A 21,648-nucleotide genomic window follows, 5' to 3' on the forward strand; every position below is an offset into this window, starting at 1 on the left:
GGGGCGCGGTGGATACCCGGTCGTGTCCGGCAAGCGAGCATAAGCCGTTATAAAGGCAGATAAATTTGAGATGGCTGAACAGGCATCCAGCGCTGTGGAGATAAAAAAACCGGCCACTTGGGCCGGTTTTTTTTGGGGGCGTGAAATCAGTGCAGCACCACGTTCTGGAAGCCCTGCACCAGGCTGATGACTGGCTGGGGATAGAGACCCAGTGCCACCACCAGCGCGGCGGAGAGCAGCACCACCAGACCACCGGAGGTGATGGCCCAGTCTCCCTTGGCGTCGCGCAGCTGCATGCCGGGCTCGCGCAGGTAGAGGGTGACCATGACCCGCAGGTAGTAGTAGAGACCCAGCGCACTGCCGAGCACGATGGCGCCGGAGAGCCACCACAGCTTCGCATCGACGGTCACCCCGATCAGGTAGAACTTGCCGATAAAGCCGAGCGTCATGGGGATACCGGCCAGCGAGAGCATCATCACGGTCAGCACGGCGGTCAGGTAGGGACGACGCCAGAACAGGCCGCGGTAGCTGTGCAGGGAGTCCGCATCCTTGCCGCGATAGGGGCTGGACATCATGCTGATGACGCCGAAGGCCCCCAGGCTGGTGAACAGATACATCAGCAGATAGACGCCGGCCGCTTCCACCGGCATCTGGCCGAGACGGCTCGCCACGATCACCGCCAGCAGGTAACCGAAGTGGGAGATGGAGGAGTAACCCATCATCCGCTTGATGTTGGTCTGCAGCAGAGCCAGCAGGTTGCCGATGACGATGGAGATCACCGCCATGGCGGCCAGCAGCCAGTGGATCATGGGGTCCGCGGCGGCGGGCACCGCCAGGTAGAAGCGCAGCAGCACGCAGAACACCGCGATCTTGCTGACGGTGGCGAGGAAGGTGGCCACCGGGGCCGGCGCCCCTTCGTACACGTCCGGGGTCCAGAGGTGGAACGGTGCCAGGGAGAGCTTGAAGGCAAAGCCGACCAGCATCAGACCCAGACCACCCATCAGCAGCGGGTGGTGAGCCGGGGTGGTGGCCAGGGTCAGCCCCAGATCGCTGAAGCTCAGGCTGCCGGCCTGGGCATAGAGCAGCGCCATGCCGAACAGCAGGAAGGCGGTGGCGGCTGCGGAGAGCACCATGTACTTGATGCTGGCCTCCAGCGAGTGGCGCTCGCGATAGGCGTAGCCCACCAGACCGAACATCGGCAGGGTCAGCATCTCGATCCCGATGAACAGGGAGGCGAGGTGACGGGAGCCGGCCAGCACCAGGCCACCGGCGGTGGCGATCAGCAGCAGCAGGTAGAACTCTTCCCGGTTGTCCGGATAGCCCTTGAGCCAGGAGCGGCCGAAGGTACAGGTCGCCAGGGCACCGATGAGCACCAGGCCCATGTAGAAGACGGCGTAGCCATCGATCTGCAGCAGCGGGGTGACCCCCTGATCGCCCTGTGCCATCACGATGGGCAGGGAGAAAAGCGCCAGGTTGAGGCCGGCGATGGTGACCACGAAGGCGGTGTCATCGCACCGTTTCCAGGCGATGGCCAGCATCAGGGCCACCATGGCCCCGGTTGTCAGCAACAGGGGCAGCAGGGCCAGCAGTTGCGAAGCGGTGAAGGTCATTGCAGTGCTCCTGTAATGGACAAGGAAGGCAACAGGGCCAGCGGTTTAACAGCGGTCACTCTCATTGCAATGCTCCTGCGAAGGGCAGGGCGTACCAGTGCAGCACGCTCAGCAGGCTGTTGCCCGCGGTGTCGAGCACAGGTTGGGGATAGACACCGAGCAGCACCAGCAGGCCGGCAATGGTCATCATCATCACCAGCTCGCGGCTGTCGAGCCCCTTGAGGACGCTCTCGTCCTTGGGGGTACCGAAGCAGGCGCGCTGCAGCATGATGAGGGAGTAGACCGAGGCCAGCACCAGCCCGAAGGTGGCGATGATGGTGAGCACGGGGGCAACCTGGAAGCTGCCGATGAGGATCAGGAACTCGCCGACGAAGTTGCCGGTGCCCGGCATCCCCAGAGAGGCGACCGAGAAGAACAGCATCACGCCGGGCAGGTAGCGCAGACGGCCCCACAGCCCGCCCATCAGACGCAGGTCCCGGGTGTGCAGCCGCTCGTAGAGCTGACCGCACAGGATGAAGAGGCCGGCGGCGGAGAGGCCGTGGGCGATCATCTGCACCACGGCGCCTTGCAGGGCCAGCTCGCTGCCGGAGTAGATGGCGATCATCACGAAGCCCATGTGGGAGATGCTGGTGTAGGCCACCAGCCGCTTGATGTCGGTCTGGGCGAACGCCACGATGGCGCCGTAGACGATGCCGATGAGACCCAGCACCATGGCGTAGGGGGCAAATTCGGCGGACGCCTCGGGGAACAGCGGCAGGGCGAAGCGCAGCAGGCCGTAGGCGGCGGTCTTCAGCAGGATCCCCGCCAAGTCCACGGAACCCGCGGTCGGTGCCTGGCTGTGGGCATCCGGCAGCCAGCCGTGCAGCGGCACCAGCGGCATCTTGACCGCGAAGGCGATGAAGAAGCCCAGCATCAGCAGCCACTGCACGCCCTTGCTCATCGGGGTATTCAACAAGTCCTGATAGTCAAAGGTGAACACGCCGGTGGCGGCATGGTGAGTCAGCACCAGGCCCAGGATGGCGACCAGCATGATGAGGCCGCTGACCTGGGTGTAGATGAAGAACTTGGTGGCGGCGTTGATCCGGGATTTGCCGTCGGTGACCGAGTGGCCCCACAGCGCAATCAGGAAGTACATCGGTACCAGCATCATCTCCCAGAAGAAGAAGAAGAGGAACAGGTCCAGCGCCATGAAGACGCCGAGTACGCCACCCAGGATCCACAACAGGTTGAGGTGGAAGAAGCCGATGCGCTGCACGATTTCCTTCCAGGAACAGAGGATGGCCAGCACGCCGATGAAGCAGGTGAGGATCACCATCAACAGCGACAAGCCATCCACCGCCAGGTGCAATGAGATGCCGAAGCGGGGGATCCAGGGCAGTTGCAGTTCGGCGGCCCAGACGGGCACGCCGCCCTGGGCTGCCAGGGTGAAGTCACCGCTCCACCAGACGGCGCAGGAGAGCAGCAGGCAGGCGCTCATCGACAGCAGGGCGACCCAGCGTACGAAGTACTCGCCGAATCGCTCGGTCTGCCAACAGAGCAGACCGCCGATGAAGGGTATTAACAAGATCCAGAGTAAGGTCACGATATCAGCTCTCGTCTATGTTCTAGTCACTGTGCAGGCCCGTGGGCTTGCTGCGAGTTCAGGGGCTGCATCACGGGATCAGCCGAGCAGCAGCAGGGCCAGGATCAGGGCGGCGCCCATCCCCATGGAAGCTGCATACCAGCGCAACTTGCCGGAAACGGTCCAGGCCAACAGCTGGTGGCCACTCTGTGCCAGCCAGGCCGGCAGGTTCATCATCCAGTCCAGCGGATCCTTGCCGAGCAGCCGGGTCGCCAGCAGATATGGTTTGACCCACAGCTGATCGTAAAGCCAGTCAAAGCCCCAGGCATTGAACCAGAGAGTGCTGAGCAACTTGCCCGGCGCACTGTTGGCCACGCTGCTGGCCAGACGGCGCTCGCCCAGGAACAGGAAGGCGGCCAGGGCAATGCCGGCGATGGCGATGATGGCGGAGGTGATCTCCAGCCCATGGCGCCCCTCTTCGATGTGATCCCCCGGACCTGCTGGCAGTACCCCCGCCAGCGGCGGCACGATCAAGGCGCCGATGCCGGTGGAGAGCACCAGCAGGACCAGCAGCGGCAGCTGATGGGCCAGGCCGTGACCGGCGTGAGCCTGGGTCTGCTCCTTGCCGTGGAAGGCGATGAAGATCAGGCGGAAGGTGTAGAGGGAGGTGAGGAAGGCACCACCCAGACCGGCCCACAGCAGGGCGCTCTGGCCACTGGCCTGCACCTGCCACAAGATGGCGTCTTTACTGTAGAAACCGGCGGTCACCAGCGGCAGCGCGGCCAGGGCCGAGCCCCCTACCAGGAAGCAGGCATAGACCAGCGGCAGGCTCTTGCGCAGGCCCCCCATCTTGAAGATGTTCTGCTCGTGGTGGGTCGCGACGATCACGGCACCTGCGGAGAGGAACAGCAGCGCCTTGAAGAAGGCGTGGGTCATCAAGTGGAAGATGGCCCCTTCCCAGGCGCCAACACCGAGGGCCAGGAACATGTAGCCAATCTGGCTCATGGTGGAGTAAGCCAGGATCCGCTTGATGTCGGTTTGCACCAGGGCCGCAAAGCCTGCCAGCACCAGGGTGATGGCACCGACCAGCGCCACCAGATGCAGGATCTCAGGGGCCAGCAGGAACAGGCCGTGGGTACGGGCGATGAGATAGACACCGGCGGTCACCATGGTGGCTGCGTGGATCAGCGCCGAGACCGGGGTCGGGCCCGCCATCGCATCCGCCAGCCAGGTCTGCAGCGGCAGCTGGGCCGATTTGCCGACGGCGCCGCCAAGCAGCATCAGACAGGCAAACGACAGGGCAGGGGAGCCCTCGGCAAACATCAGCGGTGCACGTACCAGCAACTCGTGAATGTTGAGGGTGCCCAGCTCCCGGTAGAGGACAAACAGACCGATGGCGAGGAACACGTCGCCGACCCGGGTCACCACGAACGCCTTGAGGGCGGCAGCGCCGTTGGCCGGGTTGCGGTAGTAGAAGCCGATCAGCAGGTAGCTGCACAGCCCCACCCCTTCCCAGCCGAGGTAGACGAACAGCAGGTCATCGGCCAGCACCAGGAACACCATGCTGGCGATGAACAGGTTGGTGTAGGTGAAGAAGCGCGAATAGCCCTCTTCCCCGCGCATGTACCAAGAGGCAAACAGGTGGATGAAGAAACCCACCCCGGTGACCACGCCGAGCATGGTCAGCGACAGACCGTCCAGCGCCAGGCGGAAGGTGGGGGTGAATTTACCCACCGTTATCCACTGCCACAGGGTCTGGGTATAGACGCCGCCAGTTGGCATGGTGTTGAGGAAATCGATGCCGACCCACAGGGTAGTGAGGGCCGACAGCCCTATGCTGCCGACGCCGATGAGCGCAGCAGTGCGCTCGCCGAAACGACCGATGGAGAAGGCCAGCACCAGCCATCCCAGCAGCGGAAACAGAAAAGTCAGGTATAGGAGGCTCATCCGCGCATCTCGCTCACAGTGTCCACGTTGAGGGTGTGGTAACGACGATAGAGCAGCAGTAACAGGGCGAGGCCGATACTGGCCTCCGCTGCCGCCAGAGAAATCACCAGTATGTACATGATCTGGCCATCAGCCTGGGCCCAGCGGCTGCCAGCCACCACGAATGCCAGTGCCGACGCGTTCATCATGATCTCGATACTCATGAGGATAAACAGCAAGTTGCGACGTATCAGCAGGCCGCACAGGCCGATACAGAACAGCACGGCAGCCAGCAGCAGGCCGTGTTCCATCGGGATTCCGTTCATCATTGACCTCCTTCTTGAGACGGATGTGCCGAGGCTTTTGGCACGGAGAGCACTTCCCCGCTCTTGTCTTCACGGCCCAGGTGATAGGCGGTGACCAGACCCGCCAGCAGCAGGATGGAGGCAAGCTCCACCGCCAGCACGTAAGGACCGAACAGGGCGATGCCAACCGCTTTGGCACTGACGTCGGTCAGACCGAGTTCACCGCCGGTGACCCCGAGAATGCCGTAGGCCAGAAAACCCAGCAGAATGAGCGAAAGCAGGCCGGGGCCCACCCAGGTGGTGGGGGTGAGCCAGTTCTTTTCCTGATCCTGGGCCGAGCCCAGGTTCAGCATCATCACCACGAACACGAACAGCACCATGATGGCGCCCGCATAGACGATCACTTGCAGGGCACCCGCGAAGGAGGCGCCCAGGCAGAAGAAGATCATGGCCACGGCGATGAGGGAGATAATGAGATTGAGCAGCGCGTGCATCGGATTGCTGGTGCTGATCACCCGCAGCGTGCTGTAAATGGCGACCAGGGCCGCGGCATAGAATGCCAGTTCCATGATTGACTCCTCAGGGCAGCAGGCTCTTGACATCGATGGGCTTGGCTTCGTTCTCGGCATCCCCTTTCGGCTTGCCGTCGATGGCCATCCCGCTCATGCGGTAGAAGTTGTAATCCGGATACTTGCCGGGGCCGCTTATCAGCAGATCTTCCTTCTCGTACACCAGATCCTGGCGGCGGTACTCGCCCATCTCGAAATCCGGCGTCAGCTGGATGGCGGTGGTGGGGCAGGCCTCTTCGCACAGGCCGCAGAAGATGCAGCGAGAGAAGTTGATGCGAAAGAACTCCGGATACCAGCGACCATCTTCCCGCTCGGATTTCTGCAGCGAGATGCAGCCGACCGGGCAGGCCACCGCACACAGGTTGCAGGCCACGCAGCGCTCGTCGCCATCCGGATCGCGAGTCAGCACGATGCGGCCGCGATAGCGGGGCGCCGCATAGACAGCCTGTTCCGGATAGTTGAGGGTCTCGCGGGGGCTCCAGGCATGGGAGAACACCATCCCCAGGCTGCGCAATTGGGTGCCGACACCCTTGATGATGTTAATAATTTTCATAGTCGTGCCTCACTGCACATTCATCAGCACCACAGCCCGCACCGGCTGCATCCAGAGCGGGATGCAGGGCGGCGGGCAAGCAGACGTTCCAGCCAAACGGCATCACAATTTTTCTGTCCATTGCGGCCTCACTGCGCATTCATCAGCACCACGGCGCCGGTGACCAGCATGTTGAGCAGGGTCAGCGGCAGGCAGACTTTCCAGCCAAACGACATCACCTGGTCAAAGCGCGGGCGGGGCAGGGAGGCCCGCAGCAGGATGAAGAACACCATGAAACAGGCGGTCTTCAGGGCAAACCAGATGAAGGGCGGCAGCCAGGGGCCGTGCCAGCCACCGAAGAACAGGGTCACGATGAGCGAAGAGATCAGCACGATGCCGATATACTCGCCCACGAAGAACAGACCCCATTTCATGCCCGCATACTCGATGTGATAACCGTCGGCGAGCTCCTGCTCGGCTTCCGGCTGGTCAAACGGATGGCGGTGGGTGACGGCGACGCCGGCAAACAGGAAGGTGATGAAGCCCAGGATCTGGGGGATCACGTTCCACAGTCCTGCTTGGGCTTCCACGATATCCCGCAGGTTGAAGCTGCCGGCCTGGATGACGATGCCCATCAAGGATAGGCCCAGGAACACCTCGTAGGAGAGGGTCTGAGCCGAAGCGCGCAGGCTGCCAAGCAATGAGTACTTGTTGTTGCTCGACCAGCCGGCGAACAGCACGGCGTAGACCGCCAGCCCCGCGATGGCCAGGATGTAGAGCAGCCCCACGTTGAGGTCCGCCACGCCCCAGGTGGGGGTGATCGGCACCACCGCAAACGCCAGAATGAAGGCGGTAAAGGCGATGATGGGGGCCAGCACGAAGATCCGGCGATCGGCGAACGGCGGGATCCAGTCCTCTTTGAAGAACATCTTGATCATGTCGGCCGCCAGCTGCAGCAGGCCGAAGGGGCCTACCCGGTTGGGGCCGTAACGATCCTGCCACAGCGCCAGCAGACGGCGCTCGATGAAGCTCATGAAGGCACCGGCCCCCACGATCCCCACCAGCACGATCAATGCCTTGCCGATTTCCAGCAACAGATCGATCAGAGAGTCGCTCATGCGATGGCCTCCTGCAGGTTAGCGAGATATTGCTGGTGCAGGGCGGTCGGCAGACCGTTGACACCGAGCGGCAGACCCACCAGACCCGCGGCCAGATGCTCGCTCAGCCGCAGGGTCAACCGCCAGTGGTGGCCACCCCAGGAGAAGGCGACCTGGCTGCCGGCACTGAGGGCGAGACGACTGGCGTCGGCCGGGTTCAGCACCAGCACGGGCTCGCTCATGCGGGCCTGGATGACCGGGCTTCTGGCAGACAGCTCTTCGCCGCCAAACAGCTGGTCATAGCTCACCACCTGCAGCGCCTCTTTGGCGCTGAACGGGGCGGGGACGGTGTCGAACCAGCCGAGGCTGTCCTCGCCCGCTTCCAGCAGACGGCGACCGGGATCCCCGGCGCGCAGGTTGCCACCCACTTCATCCTGGAACTTGTTCCAGGCGGACGGGGAGTTCCAGCCCGGCGCCCAGGCGAACGGCACCTGTTGCAGCGGCTGGCGGGCACCGGCGTAGCCTTCCATGGAGAAGTTGAAGGGCGAGTCGGGATCCTGGGCGACTCTGGGCTCGCTCACGTTCTGGTCCGCCAGCATGGAGGTACGGCCACTGTAGCGATGCGGCTCGCGGGCGAGCTTCATGCCGCGGATGCGCAGACCCGCGTTGGGTGCGGCCTCGCGCATGCTGGTCAGCAGCGGGGCGCTGGCGGCGCAGGCACTGCTCACCTCGTCGAAGGTGTTCCAGCGCAGCGGTTTGCGATCCAGCACGCCTTGCAGGGCGGCCAGCCAGCGCCAGCTCTCGCGCACCTGGATGTCGGCGTCGTAGAAGGCGGGGGCATAGACCTGGAAGAAGCGCTGGGCGCGGCCTTCCATGTTGATGAGGGTACCGTCGGCCTCGGCGAAGCTGGCGGCAGGCAGCACCAGGTTCGCCTTCTGGGCGGTGCCGGTGTCCTGATGGTCGACCACCAGCAGGTGCTGCAGACGGTCGATGGCGGCATCAACGCGGCTGCGCGCTGCGCGGCGATAGAGATCGTTCTCGAGCATCACCAGCGCGAGCTTCTCTTCTCTTTCGATACGCTCGAGGGCGGCTTCCAGCGGGGCGGCATTGCCGGCCAGCATGGCCAGCCCCAGGCTGTTGGTCTCCTGGGCGACCAGGGCGAGCTCCACGGCCTGGCCACGGCCCTTGAGGGCGTGGGCGATGTTGCTGGCCGCCTCAAGCAGCGCCTGGCTGCGGGCACCGGTACCGGCGATGATGAGCGGCTTCTTGGCGTTGCCGAGCAGCGTGGCCCAGCTGGCGGCCAGGGCCTGCTGCTCGGGGGCGAGATCGGTCAGGGCAGGGGCGCTGCCATCGAGCAGATGGGCGATGGCGAAGCCGAGGCGCGCCTGATCCGCGTGAGGGGCGTGCAGGGTGCCGCTCGCCACGTCGTCCAGTCGGGTGCTGTCCAGGCTGGTGATCAGCAGCGGGTAGCGCTCGTTCTGGGCCAGGGTCTGCACCGCGGCGACCTGCCACAGATCCACCTTCAGCTTGCGGGCGATTTCGCGGCCCTTGCCCTTGACGGCCTGACGCAGGGCCAGGGCGATGCGGGCGGCGGTCTGGGTGACATCCTCGCCGAGCACCAGCACGGCGTCGGCCTCTTCCATGTCACGCAGGCTGGGGGTGCGCACGCCGCCGTGCTGCAGGATCTGCAGCATCTTCTGCAGGCATTCCCATTCGCTTTGCTCGACGCCGCTGTAGAAGTTGGCGGCTCCCACCAGTTCGCGCAGGGCGAAGTTGCTCTCAAGCGACGCGCGGGGCGAGCCGATGCCGATGACGCCAGCGGCGGTGCGCAGGGCATCGGCGGCCCGGTTCAGGGCGCCGTCCACCGTGATGGCCAGCTTGTCATTGCCATCCTGCAGCAGGGGCTGGCGCGGGCGGTCGGTCAGATTGACGTGGCCGTAGCCGAAGCGGCCGCGGTCGCACAGGAAGTAGTGGTTCAGGGCGCCGTGATAGCGGTTCTCGATGCGGCGCAGCTCGCCATAACGTTCACCTGGGCTGATGTTGCAGCCGACCGAGCAGCCTTGGCAGATGCTGGGGGCGAACTGCATGTCCCACTTGCGGTTGTAACGCTCGGAGTGGGTCTTGTCGGTGAACACGCCGGTGGGGCAGACCTCCACCAGGTTGCCGGAGAACTCGCTCTCCAGGGTGCCGTCCTCGACCCGGCCGAAGTAGACGTTGTCGTGGGCGCCGTAGACCCCGAGATCCTCGCCGCCGGCGTAGTCCTTGTAGTAACGGACGCAGCGATAGCAGGCGATGCAGCGGTTCATCTCGTGGTTGATGAAGGGGCCCAGATCCTGATTCTGGTGGGTGCGCTTGGTGAAGCGGTAGCGACGGCTGTTGTGGCCGGTCATCACCGTCATGTCCTGCAGGTGGCAGGAGCCACCCTCTTCGCACACCGGGCAGTCGTGGGGGTGGTTGGTCATCTGCCACTCCACCACCGTCTTGCGGAACTCCTTCGCCTCTTCGTCCTCGATGGAGATATAGGTGCCATCGGTGGAGGGGGTCATGCAGGACATGACCAGGCGGCCGCGCTTGTCGTCGGCATTCTGATACTGTTTCACCGCACACTGGCGGCAGGCGCCGACGCTACCAAGCGCCGGGTGCCAGCAAAAATAGGGGACGTCCAGACCAAGGGACAGACAGGCTTGCAGCAGGTTATCTGCCCCGTCTACCTCGTACTCTTTACCGTCTACATGAATGGTGGCCATACAACTTCCCTGACTTCAATGAGATAAATTCTTTGGCTCGCGCCGGTTCAGCGGGCCCGCGGTGGGCGCCCTGCGTGCCTTACCAGCGCTCGCCCAGCAGGTTGGGCTGGATACCCTTGAGCTGCTTGCGATTATCCTGCGGCGCCTTGACGCCGGCCTCGAATTCCGACCGGAAATACTTCATCGCACTGCCCAGCGGCTCGATGGCGCCAGGGGCATGGGCGCAGAAGGTCTTGCCTGGGCCGAGGAAGCTGACCAGCTGCTCCAGGGTGGCGAGATCCCCTGGCTGGCCCTCGCCTCGCTCCAGCGCGCGCAGCAGCTTGACGCTCCAGGGCAGGCCGTCGCGGCAGGGAGTGCACCAGCCGCAGGACTCGCGGGCGAAGAACTCTTCCATGTTGCGCAGCAGGGAGACCATGTTGATGCTGTCATCCACCGCCATGGCAAGGCCCGTGCCCATCCGGGTGCCGACCTTGCCGATGCCGCCGGCGTACATCTGGGCATCCAGGTGCTCGGGCAGCAGGAAGCCGGTACCGGCCCCGCCCGGTTGCCAGGCTTTCAGGCGATAGCCGGGCTTCATGCCACCGGCATAGTTTTCGAACAGCTCGCGGGCGGTGATGCCAAACGGCAGCTCCCACAGGCCGGGGTTGTTGACCTTGCCGGAGAAGCCCATCAGCTTGGTGCCGTGATCTTCCGACCCCGGCAGCGCCAGCCCCTGATACCAGGCCACACCGTTGCCGATGATGGCGGGTACGTTGCACAGGGTCTCGACGTTGTTGACGCAGGTCGGCTTGCCCCAGACGCCGGAAACGGCGGGGAAGGGGGGCTTGGCGCGTGGGTTGGCGCGGCGACCCTCCAGGGAGTTGATGAGCGCCGTCTCTTCGCCGCAGATGTAACGACCCGCGCCGGTGTGGACGAACAGCTCGAAGTCAAAGCCCGAGCCCAGGATGTTCTTGCCGAGCAGACCGGCAGCCTTGGCCTCCTCCACCGCGCGGCGCAGGTTGGTGGCGGCATCGACGTACTCGCCGCGCAAGAAGATGTAGCCACGGTAGGCCTTGAGGGCCTTGGCCGAGATGATCATCCCCTCGATCAGCAGGTGGGGCAGTTGCTCCATCAACAGCCGATCCTTGTAGGTGTTCGGCTCCATCTCGTCGGCGTTGCAGAGCAGGTAACGGATGTTCATGCTCTCGTCTTTGGGCATCAGGCCCCACTTCACGCCGGTGGAGAAACCGGCGCCGCCGCGACCCTTGAGGCCGGCATCCTTGACGGTGCCGACGATCTCATCCGGGCTCATCTGGCCCAGTGCCTTGCGGGCCGCATCGTAACCCTGCTTGCTCTGGTATTCATCCAGCCAGACCGGCTGGCCGTCGTCGCGCAGCCGCCAGGTGAGAGGGTGGGTCTCGGCCGCGCGGGCGATGCGATTGGCGGTACCAAGGGATGCCAGACTCATGGGTAAGCCTCCAGGGTCTTGAGCAGGCTGACGGCGTCGAGCCCACCGTAGGTGTCATCGTCGATCATCAGCGCCGGCCCCTTGTCGCAGTTGCCGAGGCAGCAGACCGGCAGCAGGGTGAAGCGGCCGTCGGCGGAGGTCTGGCCGGGTGCCAGGTCCATCACCTCTTTCAGGCCGGCCAGCAGTTGTTCGTGGCCGTTGATGTAGCAGACCATGCTGTCACAGACGCGGATGATGTGGCGACCGACCGGCTGGCGGAAGATCTGGCTGTAGAAGGTGGCGACCCCCTCCACGTCGCTGGCGGGGATGCCGAGCTCGGCGGCGATGGCGTGGATGGCACCGTCAGGTACCCAGCCGCGGGCCTGCTGCACTATCTTGAGCGCTTCAATGCTGGCGGCACGGGGATCTTCGTAGTGGTGTTTCTCATGCTCGATGGCATCGCGTTCTGCCTGGCTCAGGACGAAATCCTTCCCCTTGCCCTGGCATGAACTCTGTCCCTGCGGGGACTGATTGTGTTGGCACTGACATTGCTGGCTCATGGCTTAACCTTTTGTGGCTTGTCCTTTTTGTCGTGTAACGGGTCTTGGTAACAGCCGTTACTCAACGGTCCACATCCGACATAACGAAATCGATACTGCCCAGATAGACGATGAGGTCCGACACCATCTGGCCACGGATCACCGAGGGGATCTGCTGCAGGTGAGCAAAGCTCGGGGTGCGGATCCGGGTCCGGTAGCTCATGGTGGAGCCATCGCTGGTCAGGTAATAACTGTTGATCCCCTTGGTCGCCTCGATCATCTGGAAGGACTCGGCGGCCGGCATGACCGGGCCCCACGACACTTGCAGAAAGTGGGTGATCAGGGTCTCGATGTCCTGCAGGGTGCGCTCTTTGGGTGGCGGCGTGGTGAGCGGGTGATCCGCCTTGAACGGCCCTTCCGGCATGTTCTTCATGCACTGCTCTATGATGCGCATGCTCTGGCGCACCTCCTCGATGCGCACCAGGGCGCGATCGTAGGCATCACCGTTGGCGCCGACCGGTACTTCGAATTCGAACTGATCGTAGCCGGAGTAGGGACGCCACTTGCGCACGTCGAAGTTGAGGCCAGTGGCGCGAAGACCGCCGCCCGTGGTGCCCCAGGCCAGCGCCTGCTCTGTGTTGTAGGCGGCGACGCCGATGGTGCGGCCACGCAGTATGCTGTTGCGCATGGCGGCCTTCTCATAGTCCATCAGCCGCTTGGGCAGCCAGCTCAGCAGGTTGTCTTGCACCAGTCGCTGCCAGCCGACGGGCAGATCGTGGGCCACGCCGCCGATGCGGAACCAGGCCGGATGCATACGGGCGCCGGTGATGGCCTCGATGATGGTGTAAATCCGCTGCCGGTCGGTGAAGGTGAAGAAGACCGGGGTCATGGCACCCACGTCCTGGATATAGGTACCGATGAACAGCAGGTGACTCTGGATGCGGAACAGCTCAGCCAGCATCACCCGGATCATGTCGACCCGCTGTGGCACCTTGATGCCGGCCAGCTTTTCGACCGCCAGTACGTAGGGCAGGTTGTTCATCACCCCCCCTAAGTACTCGACCCGGTCGGTATAGGGGATGTAGCTGTGCCAGGACTGGCGCTCGCCCATCTTCTCGGCCCCGCGGTGGTGATAGCCGATGTCGGGCACGCAGTCGCGGATCTCCTCGCCATCGAGCTGCAGCACCAGGCGGAAGGCGCCGTGCGCGGAGGGGTGGTTGGGGCCGAGGTTCAAGAACATGTAGTCCTCGTTCTCGTTGCCACGGGCCATGCCCCACTCTTCCGGTTTGAACAGCAGGTTGTCCTGCTCCTGATCCTGCTTGACCGCATCGAGCATGAAGGGATCAAATTCGGTGGCACGCGCCGGATAATCCTTGCGCAGCGGGTGACCCTGCCAGCTCTTGGGCATCATGATGCGGGTCAGGTGGGGGTGACCATCGAAATTGATGCCCATCAGATCCCACACTTCCCGTTCATACCAGTTGGCGTTGGGGAAGTGGCGGCTGACGGTGGGCAGCGTCAGATCCCCCTCCTTGAGCGGCACCTTCAGCATCAGGTCGGCGTTGCGATCGATGGAAATGAGGTGATAGAAGACGGTGAAGTCGCTGTCGGGCAGGTCGTGGCGATGGCTGCGCATCCGCTCGTCGGTGGCGCTGAGATCGAACAGCATCACGAACGGGGAGGGGAGCTTGCGCAGGAAGCCCATGACATCCAGCAGCAGTTCGCGGGAGAGCCAGACCACCGGCACGCCGGTGCGGGTATTCTGGATGGTGAAACGTTCGGCACCGAAATGGGCGAACAGCTCGCCGATCACCTGAGCGTCTTTGTGATCACTCGGTTGCCATTGGGCCATGGCGTAGTTGCTGGGAAATTCTCGAGTCAGTTTCATGGTCAGATCTCATCCGGCGTGCGCAGGTTGGTGACGTTGATCCGCTCGCCACGCTTGCGGTCCTTCTCGGCAGGCATTTGGGGGCGATAGATACCCTGATCGCCAACCACCCAAGAGAGCGGACGGCGCTCTTTGCCGATGGAGTCCTGCAGCAGCATCAGCGCCTGCAGGAATGCCTCGGGACGGGGTGGACAACCCGGAATATAAACGTCGACCGGCAGGAACTTGTCGACGCCCTGAACAACCGAGTAGATGTCGTACATGCCGCCGGAGTTGGCGCAGGCACCCATGGAGATGACCCACTTGGGTTCGAGCAGCTGTTCATACAGACGCTGGATGACGGGGGCCATCTTGATGAAGGGGGTGCCGGCGATCACCATGAAATCGGCCTGGCGCGGTGAGGCACGAATGACTTCGGCACCGAAGCGGGCCACATCATGGGGGGAGGTGAAGGCGGTACACATCTCTACGTAGCAGCAGGAGATGCCGAAGTTGTAAGGCCAGAGGGAGTTCTTGCGGCCCCAGTTGACAGTGTCTTGCAGCACCTCTTCGAGGCGCCCGATCATGATGCCGCGTGAGGCCTCTTGAGCCAGGGGATCCTCGACGGTCTGGCGCTGTTCCTGGGGGTAGCGCTCAACGGGCGCATCTGGGTCGATCCGGGTCAGGGTGTACTTCATGGTGCAACCTCAAAGGGATAATCAGTAATTCAGTCTGGCTTCTTGTCGGTCAGGACGCGCTTTTTCGGTGCCCAGTCGAGGGCGCCAATGCGCCACAGGTAGACGAGTCCTACCAGCAGCAGGGAGATAAAGATGGTGGCTTCGATGAAACCGACCCAGCCGCTTTCTCGAACGGAGACGGACCAGGCGAAGAGGTAGAGTGCCTCGACGTCGAAGATGACGAAGAACATGGCAACCAGATAGAACTTGGCGGAGAAGCGTAGACGGGCATTGCCCACCGAATCGACGCCAGATTCGAAGGGTTTGTTCTTGGCACGACCATAGGCTCGACCACCCAGCAGGGCGGCAAGGCCGATCATGGTCAGGCAGATGCAGATGGCCCCAACTACATAGACAGCAAAAGCCCAATGCTGGACAGCAATATCAGCAAACATAGGAGTTTTCCCTAACCGAATTAATCACGCGATTTAACAAGGATGTTACGTATTATGCCACTTTCGTACTGATTTACATGTCATTTCAAAGGATTAATTATTAATCATCGGGAGGAAAATCGTATTTTGCTAGCGGAGTCAATGTTCCTATTTGAGAATCATTTTCAATCGCTTTTAGGATGTGACGGAAATGGCGGGATCGTGTGAAAAATAAACTAATCGTGAAATGAGAGACCCCGCAAGGCGGGGTCTGCTCGATCAGGGTTTGAGGATGGGTAGAGCCTGTTCGGCTGCCTTGCCCTGGGAGAGGGTGATCTCGACCCGGCGGTTGGCCTGACGATGTTCGGCTGTGTCATTGGGATAGCGGGGCTGGGCATCCGCTACCCCCTGGGCGATGACCCGGGTGGCATCGAGTTTGGGGTTGGTCAGCAATGTGTGCACGATGGAGGCGGAGCGCAATACCGACAGTTCCCAGTTGCTGCGATAGAGCTCTACCGGGGCCTGGGAGTTGTCGGTGTGGCCGGTGACCACGACCTTGCCCGGAATGTCAGCCAGAATGCCGGAGATCTTGTTGACCAGCGGAATGAACTGGGGCTGCAGGAAGGCGGAGTCGGCCGGGAACAGCGCCTTCTCGCCGATGCGGATCACCAGCTGGCTGCCCAGTTGTTCTACCTCCAGATCCTTGGATTCAATCTGTGCCTTGAGCTGCTGCTCGAGCTTCTTCTTGGTGACCTGCACCCACTCCTGCTCCTTGGTCTTGTGAGGCCATGACTCCGTTGCGCTCGGCTTCTCCGAGGCGCCGATGGTTTCGTTGAAGGGGTCCGAGGCGGCCATGGGGGCATCCTTCTCCAACACCGTCTCCTTCTTCGGGCTGCTGGGGGTGGTCTTGGACTCGGGTTCCAGGATCCCGGTACCGCCCTGCATCACGGGGGAGCCCGCGGCAGGGGAGATGAGGCCAATTTTGCCCAGCGATTCGATGAAGCCCTGGATCAGCACCCGGGTTTCAGACTGCTTGGCCATGGCAAAGGAGTAGAGCACCACGAACAGGGCGAACAGCAATGTCATGAAGTCGGCATAGGAGACCAGCCAGCGTTCGTGGTTCTCCGGCGCTTCAGCCTTTTTCTTTTTTGCCACCGTGGCCTCCGAGGTAGGGTTCGAGGGTGACTTGCAGGCGTTGCTGGGATTCGCCATCCACGATGCAGAGGATACCGGTCAGGGTCATCTCCTTGTAGTGGCGGATCTGATGGGCAAACCCTTTGTAACGGTTGCCGAAGGGCAGGAAGATCAGGTTGGCGGCCGATACCCCGTAGATGGTGGCGATAAAGGCCACCGCGATGGCGCCACCCAGCTTGTCAGGGGCATCCAGCAGGCCCATGGCGTGGATCAGGCCAAACACCGCCCCCACGATCCCCATGGTCGGGCAGTAGCCACCCATGGCTTCATAGAATTTGACGGTCTGCTCGAGATCTTCTTGCTCGAACTCGATCTCGTTCTCCAGCACCTCGTGGATCTTGGTCTTCTCGTAGCCGTCGACCATCATCTGCACCCCTTTTTGCAGGAAGGGATCCTTGATCTCGTCGATCATGCCTTCGAGGGCCAGCATGCCGCTGCGCCTGGCATTGCCGGCCAGGTTTTCCAGCAGTTCGGCCTGCTGCTGCATGTCGAGTTTGAGAGGGGCCAGCAGCCACTTGAAACGCTTGAGAGTGCTGCCGACAACGGAGAAGGGGAACTGGGTCAAGGCGGCACCTATGGTGCCTCCGATCACGATAAGGAAGGCGGGCAGATCGAGCAGGGCGCTGGGATGTCCACCCTCGATCATGTTGCCGCCCAGGATGGCGATCAATGCCAGGACCAGGCCGATTAAGCTCATTTTTTATACATCCCTGAATATTGATAATGGCTAGTGTAGCTATTTAAGTATCAGTTTTTCAAAATGATATCCAATCGATGAGCAATAAAGTGAGTGCCTTGACCTAGATGGACAGATTTCTTTCCCGGGTGGCAAGCAGCCGGGCCATGCAGGGCGTTTTACCGAAAAGGGGAGGGTCTGTCGCGGGACTTTGACGGGAAGAGAGACCCAGCAGATCAGATTGCAAATGTGAGAAGAAAAAAAACCGGCCATTGAGCCGGTTTTCTTAGATTGGATTGTGGGAATTGGATGCTTCAGTCCGTGTGGTTTTTCCTTGGGGGCGGCGGGCAGCCCTCCATTACCACAGGCAACGTTGCTCGTACCCAACGAGAGTTTTGCTTTCTTTCACGGGGGTCACGCATCTGAAAACCCCAAAAGCAAAAAACCGACCATCAGGTCGGTTCTTTAAAATTTGGCGGTGAGGGAGGGATGATTCGCCACTGCGTGGCTCACCCCTTCGGGGCGGCCTGCGGCCGTTCATCGCAGCAAGCTGCTCTGCTCGAACCCGGCGAGGGTTCTCACCCTCCCTCTGTGGGCATCAGATTTGCTGTGCTCCCAGAAGCAAAAAACCGACCATCAGGTCGGTTCTTTAAAATTTGGCGGTGAGGGAGGGATTCGAACCCTCGATACGTTGCCGTATACACACTTTCCAGGCGTGCTCCTTCAGCCACTCGGACACCTCACCAAATTTTTGCTCACAGCGCCGTTGCGCTGGAACGGGGCGTAATTTAGGGGAAAGGGCTGCCTGGGTCAACCACTTTTCCCCTTATTTTTCATAATCTTTATCGAACGCCTATCCCTTGAACAGAATGCCGGTTTTTTAAACCCGCTCAGGGCTTGGGGAGGATGATCAGGCTGTCCGGCAGCTCGTTCTGGTCGCGGGTGGCGGGGAAGGCGTCGGTCAGAATGGCGCTGGTCCGCTCGATGCACTCGAGGAAACCCTGCTCCACCTCCTTGTTGCGTACCCGGCGGGTGAAGTCATCGATGATCTCCTGCCACTGACCGTTGTCGATGTGCTGGGCGATGCCGTCATCCACCAGGATCTCCACGTAGTGCTCGGCCACCGAGACGAAGATCAGCACACCCAGCCTATCCTGGGTACGATGCAACCCCTGCTCGACGAACTGCAGGCGTGCCATCAGGGCTGCCCTGTGCTGGCGAACCTGTTTGGGGATCAGGTACATCTTGATGGGGGTCCAGTGGAACAGGATGCTCAGCACCAGCCAGACCGACCACTGCACCAGCAGGATCTCGTACCAGCCGAGCCAGAAACCGAGCTCGAATACCAGCAGCGGGGTGAGCATGGCCAGCAGCGCCGCCCACAGGGTGGGAATATAGCGATAGCCGTCGCTAGCGGGGGCCAGTACGGTCACCAGCTCGGCATCGGTTGCCTGCTCCGCCTGTTTGACCCTGGCCTGCAGCGTGTGAAAGAACTGTTTCGAAATCATGTGTCGTCTCTTAATCCCTGTTACCAACCACCGGAGGCACCGCCGCCGCCGAAACTGCCGCCCCCTCCACTGAAACCGCCGCCACCACCAAAACCGCCACCGGAGCGACCGGCACCGAAGCCACCGGCGAGGTAAGCGGCGCGGCGCCGGCCACCTCTGCCGCCACCACCACCGCCACGCAGGTTGTGCAGCACGATCATCACTATCACCATCAGGATGAACAGCCAGGGCCCGCCCAGCTTATCCTTGCTGGCGTTGTCCACCGGTTTGTACTCGCCCGCCAGCGCCTGCATGATCGCCTGGCTGCCGGCAACCACCCCGGCCACCATGTCGCCGCGCTTGAACGCGGGCAGGATCCGGGTCTGGATGATGTTGGCGGCGATGGCATCGGGCAGGGCGCCTTCCAACCCGTAGCCCACCTCGATGCGCACCTTGCGCTCATCCTGGGCGATCAGCAGCAGCACCCCGTTGTCCTTGCCCTTCTGGCCGATGCCCCAATGACGGCCGAGCTGATAGCCGTACTCCTCGATGGTGTCGCCCGCCAGCGTGTCGATGGAGACCACCACCAGCTGGATGCCGCTGCGCTTCTCGAATGCCGCCAGCTGCTGGGTGAGCTGGTGGGCCTGCTTGCGGGACATCAGGTTGGCCTCGTCCACCACTCGTCCGCTCAAGGCGGGGAAAGTGGGGGCGGCGGACACCACCGCCGTCCACAGCAGCAGGCAGGACAACAGGGCGCGGATCACGCGCTTCATTGGAAACTGACCTTGGGCGCCTCATCGGCACCTGGCTTGGCGCTGAACGTGGGTTTGGCCTCCAGGTCCGAGTAGAGCAGCTTGGACCAGATGACGCCGGGGAAGGTGCGGATCTCGGTATTGAACTGACGTACCGCTTCTATGTAGTCGCGCCGGGCCACCGAAATACGATTTTCGGTGCCTTCCAGCTGGGCCTGCAGGGTCAGGAACTGCTGATCCGCTTTCAGGTCCGGATAGCGCTCGACCACCACCATCAGCCGGGAGAGGGCGCCGGAGAGCTGGTTCTGGGCCGCTTCAAACTCCTTGAGCTGGGCGGGATCGCTGACCTGCAGGCTGCCCACCCGGGCTCTGGCATCGGTCACCGCCTTGAGGGTCTCCTGCTCGTGGCTAGCGTAGCCCTTGACGGTGGCCACCAGATTGGGGACCAGATCGGCGCGGCGCTGATACTGGTTCTCGACCTGGCCCCAGCTCGCCTTGACCTGCTCATCCAGGGTCGGAATATTGTTCATGCCGCAACCGGTCAGGCCCAGCAGCAGGGTCATAACCAACAGGGACTGGGTTGCCCTCTGCCAGAGTGAAGTGGCCATCTTGTTGTTCTCCATTGACATTTTTTGCAGATAACGGCTCACCATACCAGCTTGTGGTCAACCGCCACAACGGGCGGGCAGTCTGGGTTTGTGGTAAGCCATCGAAACCTTGGGCAGTTGCGGCTTGTCTTTGAGCCAGGAAGCCAGCTCGGCGCCGCAGCCGTTGCCGGGCGGGATCGGCGCCTGAGGCTGACAATCCGGGCTGCCGGCCGGGCAGCGCAGACGCACATGAAAGTGGCTGAAGTGGCCGACCCAGGGGCGCAACTTGCCGACCCAGGGTTCATCGGGTGCCCGTTTGCATACCTCGGCCTTGAGCACCGGGTTGATGAAGATGCGGGCGACCTCGGGCTTGCTGGCTGCCAGGCGCAACAGGTTTAGCTGCAGGGGGCCGAAGCGCCCGGGCAGTACCCGGTAGCTGGGCTCATCGATCAGCGCCCACTCCTTGGGGGCATCCTGCTCCCATGTTGAGATGGGCTGGTTGGCCATGCGAAACCAGATGTCGGCGTCGAGGCCGGTCTGGTGGCTGCGGTGACCGGAGGTGAAGGGGCCACCGTGGGCCATGGCGAGATCGGCGATATAGAGATCCGGCATGCCGGCCATGCGGGTCTGGTTGGCCAGGGTGGTCAGGTAGGCGATGAGCTCGGGGTGGCCGTAGTAGCGCAGTCGCTTGGTGCGGATCACCTGATAGCCGGGGCCGGTCAGCGGCAGGGCTACTCCGTTCTTGAGGCAGCCGGCGGAGTAGCTGCCAATCGCTTCGGCCTGGCGGGGATGAGGTTCGGCAAGAAAGGCACTGGCCATGAAGAGCAGGGTGGTGGCAAGCATGAGACTCCCGACAAACATGCGAATGGGCTCAGATGAAGAGAATGATATCAAGAGTCCGGTGAGGCCGTCACCCGATGAGCGAGCCCGGTTGCATCCCGGTGTCGGGCTCGCGCACAATGCGCGACAAAATTGGTGCATCCAGGGCGTGTAAACGCACAGGCAAGAGGAGAAGAGAATGAAGGTCAGTGAGCTGGTGAACAAAGAGGGACTGGTCTGGCTGATGCCCCCTGCTCGCCGTTTCTATCCGGTGATGGTTGTGCTGTTGCTGGCGAGCCTGGTCACCGTGCTGGCTGCCGTCGGTCTTGGTTATCCACACATGGGTCTGCTGCCCTGGGTGGGGCTGGTGTTTGGCGGCATAGTGCTGCTGATGATGATACTGCCTCGCAGCTGGCAGCGCTGGCGGCTGGCGGAGCTGGCCTGGGACGAGACGCATCTTTACCTGCTCAATGGCAGCAGTGATCGGGCACAGGCCTTGCCAAGATCGGTACTGGTCGGGGTCGAGCGGTATCGCAAGGTGGGCCACGATGGTCAGTGGCTGGCCTTCAGCCTGGATCTAGCGCTGAACGATGAGCAGCTGGCGGCCGCCACCGCGCTGATGGGGCTGAGTCGGGAAGGCACCCATGTCGTGACGCCCGGCATCTATCGCTTTGGCTTTAAGCGCGCCTGGCATGGTCGACGCACGCTGCAGGGGCTGCTGGATACTCTGCTCCCCATATGAGCTGACTATTTTCTCGACAATCTTCCCCAAAGCTCAGATACTGCCAGTGACTCGAATTGATCTTGCCCGTTCTGTTCACCCAAGAGATCAATGACTTGAGT

Annotated in this window: 21 protein-coding genes, 1 tRNA gene and 1 other RNA gene; 1 reads left to right on the plus strand and 22 read right to left on the minus strand. The window is 62.4% G+C overall.

Annotated features, from left to right (window positions below; genetic code table 11):
• Nucleotides 1–146: 146 nt before the first annotated feature.
• The 22 genes from nuoN to mepA form a co-directional block, all read right to left on the minus strand.
• The gene (gene nuoN / locus E5E97_RS13920; RefSeq protein ID WP_011705656.1) at nucleotides 147–1,610 is read right to left on the minus strand and encodes an NADH-quinone oxidoreductase subunit NuoN; all 1,464 of its coding nucleotides are present in this window, start codon (nucleotides 1,608–1,610) and stop codon (nucleotides 147–149) included.
• Nucleotides 1,611–1,671: 61 nt separating this feature from the next.
• Entirely contained in the window at nucleotides 1,672–3,192 is a 1,521-nt protein-coding gene (gene nuoM, locus E5E97_RS13925; protein ID WP_011705657.1) for an NADH-quinone oxidoreductase subunit M, read from the minus strand.
• A gap of 78 nt (nucleotides 3,193–3,270) precedes the next feature.
• Entirely contained in the window at nucleotides 3,271–5,118 is a 1,848-nt protein-coding gene (gene nuoL / locus E5E97_RS13930; protein ID WP_124251686.1) for an NADH-quinone oxidoreductase subunit L, read from the minus strand.
• Complete coding sequence (gene nuoK / locus E5E97_RS13935) at nucleotides 5,115–5,423, minus strand: NADH-quinone oxidoreductase subunit NuoK (RefSeq protein WP_005299823.1); 309 nt, start codon at nucleotides 5,421–5,423, stop codon at nucleotides 5,115–5,117. Before nuoK ends, nuoL begins: the two co-directional genes overlap by 4 nt.
• On the minus strand, nucleotides 5,423–5,971 hold the full coding sequence (gene nuoJ, locus E5E97_RS13940) for an NADH-quinone oxidoreductase subunit J (protein WP_011705659.1): 549 nt from the start codon (nucleotides 5,969–5,971) through the stop codon (nucleotides 5,423–5,425). Before nuoJ ends, nuoK begins: the two co-directional genes overlap by 1 nt.
• A gap of 10 nt (nucleotides 5,972–5,981) precedes the next feature.
• Nucleotides 5,982–6,524 carry an NADH-quinone oxidoreductase subunit NuoI gene (gene nuoI / locus E5E97_RS13945; protein ID WP_011705660.1) on the minus strand — a complete coding sequence of 181 codons (543 nt, stop codon included), beginning with the start codon at nucleotides 6,522–6,524 and terminating at the stop codon, nucleotides 5,982–5,984.
• Complete coding sequence (locus E5E97_RS23685; protein ID WP_257119727.1) at nucleotides 6,511–6,645, minus strand: hypothetical protein; 135 nt, start codon at nucleotides 6,643–6,645, stop codon at nucleotides 6,511–6,513. Before E5E97_RS23685 ends, nuoI begins: the two co-directional genes overlap by 14 nt.
• 7 nt (nucleotides 6,646–6,652) lie before the next feature.
• The gene (gene nuoH / locus E5E97_RS13950) at nucleotides 6,653–7,621 is read right to left on the minus strand and encodes an NADH-quinone oxidoreductase subunit NuoH (protein WP_171280451.1); all 969 of its coding nucleotides are present in this window, start codon (nucleotides 7,619–7,621) and stop codon (nucleotides 6,653–6,655) included.
• A complete protein-coding gene (gene nuoG, locus E5E97_RS13955; RefSeq protein ID WP_171280452.1) occupies nucleotides 7,618–10,347 on the minus strand; it encodes an NADH-quinone oxidoreductase subunit NuoG in 2,730 nt (909 codons plus the stop codon). The genes nuoH and nuoG overlap by 4 nt, the downstream gene beginning before the upstream one ends.
• Nucleotides 10,348–10,426: 79 nt before the next feature.
• Complete coding sequence (gene nuoF / locus E5E97_RS13960) at nucleotides 10,427–11,794, minus strand: NADH-quinone oxidoreductase subunit NuoF (protein WP_042064349.1); 1,368 nt, start codon at nucleotides 11,792–11,794, stop codon at nucleotides 10,427–10,429.
• Nucleotides 11,791–12,333, minus strand: coding sequence for an NADH-quinone oxidoreductase subunit NuoE (gene nuoE, locus E5E97_RS13965; RefSeq protein ID WP_024944068.1), 543 nt, complete (start codon nucleotides 12,331–12,333; stop codon nucleotides 11,791–11,793). Before nuoE ends, nuoF begins: the two co-directional genes overlap by 4 nt.
• 61 nt (nucleotides 12,334–12,394) lie before the next feature.
• A complete protein-coding gene (gene nuoC, locus E5E97_RS13970; protein ID WP_011705665.1) occupies nucleotides 12,395–14,200 on the minus strand; it encodes an NADH-quinone oxidoreductase subunit C/D in 1,806 nt (601 codons plus the stop codon).
• A gap of 2 nt (nucleotides 14,201–14,202) precedes the next feature.
• Nucleotides 14,203–14,877, minus strand: a complete 675-nt coding sequence (locus E5E97_RS13975) for an NADH-quinone oxidoreductase subunit B family protein (RefSeq protein WP_005299840.1) — start codon at nucleotides 14,875–14,877, stop codon at nucleotides 14,203–14,205.
• A 29-nt stretch (nucleotides 14,878–14,906) separates the two neighbouring features.
• On the minus strand, nucleotides 14,907–15,311 hold the full coding sequence (locus E5E97_RS13980) for an NADH-quinone oxidoreductase subunit A (RefSeq protein ID WP_016350419.1): 405 nt from the start codon (nucleotides 15,309–15,311) through the stop codon (nucleotides 14,907–14,909).
• A 258-nt stretch (nucleotides 15,312–15,569) separates the two neighbouring features.
• Nucleotides 15,570–16,445 carry a flagellar motor protein MotB gene (locus tag E5E97_RS13985; RefSeq protein WP_130632587.1) on the minus strand — a complete coding sequence of 292 codons (876 nt, stop codon included), beginning with the start codon at nucleotides 16,443–16,445 and terminating at the stop codon, nucleotides 15,570–15,572.
• On the minus strand, nucleotides 16,423–17,181 hold the full coding sequence (locus E5E97_RS13990; protein ID WP_011705668.1) for a flagellar motor protein: 759 nt from the start codon (nucleotides 17,179–17,181) through the stop codon (nucleotides 16,423–16,425). The genes E5E97_RS13985 and E5E97_RS13990 overlap by 23 nt, the downstream gene beginning before the upstream one ends.
• 452 nt (nucleotides 17,182–17,633) lie before the next feature.
• Nucleotides 17,634–17,762: non-coding RNA, RtT sRNA (locus E5E97_RS13995), on the minus strand.
• 55 nt (nucleotides 17,763–17,817) lie between these two features.
• Nucleotides 17,818–17,905, minus strand: a tRNA-Ser gene (locus E5E97_RS14000).
• Nucleotides 17,906–18,050: 145 nt separating this feature from the next.
• The gene (locus E5E97_RS14005; RefSeq protein WP_011705669.1) at nucleotides 18,051–18,668 is read right to left on the minus strand and encodes a TPM domain-containing protein; all 618 of its coding nucleotides are present in this window, start codon (nucleotides 18,666–18,668) and stop codon (nucleotides 18,051–18,053) included.
• A gap of 20 nt (nucleotides 18,669–18,688) precedes the next feature.
• On the minus strand, nucleotides 18,689–19,420 hold the full coding sequence (locus tag E5E97_RS14010; protein ID WP_118881432.1) for a YgcG family protein: 732 nt from the start codon (nucleotides 19,418–19,420) through the stop codon (nucleotides 18,689–18,691).
• Nucleotides 19,417–20,022, minus strand: coding sequence for a LemA family protein (locus E5E97_RS14015; protein WP_065477938.1), 606 nt, complete (start codon nucleotides 20,020–20,022; stop codon nucleotides 19,417–19,419). The genes E5E97_RS14010 and E5E97_RS14015 overlap by 4 nt, the downstream gene beginning before the upstream one ends.
• 42 nt (nucleotides 20,023–20,064) lie before the next feature.
• The gene (gene mepA, locus E5E97_RS14020; protein WP_162901966.1) at nucleotides 20,065–20,829 is read right to left on the minus strand and encodes a penicillin-insensitive murein endopeptidase; all 765 of its coding nucleotides are present in this window, start codon (nucleotides 20,827–20,829) and stop codon (nucleotides 20,065–20,067) included.
• A gap of 175 nt (nucleotides 20,830–21,004) precedes the next feature.
• On the opposite strand from mepA, the gene E5E97_RS14025 reads away from it, so the two are divergent.
• On the plus strand, nucleotides 21,005–21,547 hold the full coding sequence (locus E5E97_RS14025; protein WP_118881430.1) for a hypothetical protein: 543 nt from the start codon (nucleotides 21,005–21,007) through the stop codon (nucleotides 21,545–21,547).
• The last annotated feature ends 101 nt before the right edge of the window (nucleotides 21,548–21,648 follow it).

It is taken from the genome of Aeromonas sp. 2692-1, assembly GCF_013085505.1.
GTDB classification, from domain to species: domain Bacteria; phylum Pseudomonadota; class Gammaproteobacteria; order Enterobacterales; family Aeromonadaceae; genus Aeromonas; species Aeromonas hydrophila.

What these genes read in the sequence shown, in the direction of transcription:
- nuoN (WP_011705656.1), bottom strand. Translation starts at nt 1,610, where the DNA reads ATGACCTTCACCGCTTCGCAACTGCTGGCCCTGCTGCCCCTGTTGCTG.
- nuoL (WP_124251686.1), bottom strand. Translation starts at nt 5,118, where the DNA reads ATGAGCCTCCTATACCTGACTTTTCTGTTTCCGCTGCTGGGATGGCTG.
- nuoK (WP_005299823.1), bottom strand. Translation starts at nt 5,423, where the DNA reads ATGAACGGAATCCCGATGGAACACGGCCTGCTGCTGGCTGCCGTGCTG.
- nuoJ (WP_011705659.1), bottom strand. Translation starts at nt 5,971, where the DNA reads ATGGAACTGGCATTCTATGCCGCGGCCCTGGTCGCCATTTACAGCACG.
- nuoI (WP_011705660.1), bottom strand. Translation starts at nt 6,524, where the DNA reads ATGAAAATTATTAACATCATCAAGGGTGTCGGCACCCAATTGCGCAGC.
- E5E97_RS23685 (WP_257119727.1), bottom strand. Translation starts at nt 6,645, where the DNA reads ATGGACAGAAAAATTGTGATGCCGTTTGGCTGGAACGTCTGCTTGCCC.
- nuoH (WP_171280451.1), bottom strand. Translation starts at nt 7,621, where the DNA reads ATGAGCGACTCTCTGATCGATCTGTTGCTGGAAATCGGCAAGGCATTG.
- nuoG (WP_171280452.1), bottom strand. Translation starts at nt 10,347, where the DNA reads ATGGCCACCATTCATGTAGACGGTAAAGAGTACGAGGTAGACGGGGCA.
- nuoF (WP_042064349.1), bottom strand. Translation starts at nt 11,794, where the DNA reads ATGAGTCTGGCATCCCTTGGTACCGCCAATCGCATCGCCCGCGCGGCC.
- nuoE (WP_024944068.1), bottom strand. Translation starts at nt 12,333, where the DNA reads ATGAGCCAGCAATGTCAGTGCCAACACAATCAGTCCCCGCAGGGACAG.
- nuoC (WP_011705665.1), bottom strand. Translation starts at nt 14,200, where the DNA reads ATGAAACTGACTCGAGAATTTCCCAGCAACTACGCCATGGCCCAATGG.
- E5E97_RS13975 (WP_005299840.1), bottom strand. Translation starts at nt 14,877, where the DNA reads ATGAAGTACACCCTGACCCGGATCGACCCAGATGCGCCCGTTGAGCGC.
- E5E97_RS13980 (WP_016350419.1), bottom strand. Translation starts at nt 15,311, where the DNA reads ATGTTTGCTGATATTGCTGTCCAGCATTGGGCTTTTGCTGTCTATGTA.
- E5E97_RS13990 (WP_011705668.1), bottom strand. Translation starts at nt 17,181, where the DNA reads ATGAGCTTAATCGGCCTGGTCCTGGCATTGATCGCCATCCTGGGCGGC.
- E5E97_RS14005 (WP_011705669.1), bottom strand. Translation starts at nt 18,668, where the DNA reads ATGATTTCGAAACAGTTCTTTCACACGCTGCAGGCCAGGGTCAAACAG.
- E5E97_RS14010 (WP_118881432.1), bottom strand. Translation starts at nt 19,420, where the DNA reads ATGAAGCGCGTGATCCGCGCCCTGTTGTCCTGCCTGCTGCTGTGGACG.
- E5E97_RS14015 (WP_065477938.1), bottom strand. Translation starts at nt 20,022, where the DNA reads ATGGAGAACAACAAGATGGCCACTTCACTCTGGCAGAGGGCAACCCAG.
- mepA (WP_162901966.1), bottom strand. Translation starts at nt 20,829, where the DNA reads ATGCTTGCCACCACCCTGCTCTTCATGGCCAGTGCCTTTCTTGCCGAA.
- E5E97_RS14025 (WP_118881430.1), top strand. Translation starts at nt 21,005, where the DNA reads ATGAAGGTCAGTGAGCTGGTGAACAAAGAGGGACTGGTCTGGCTGATG.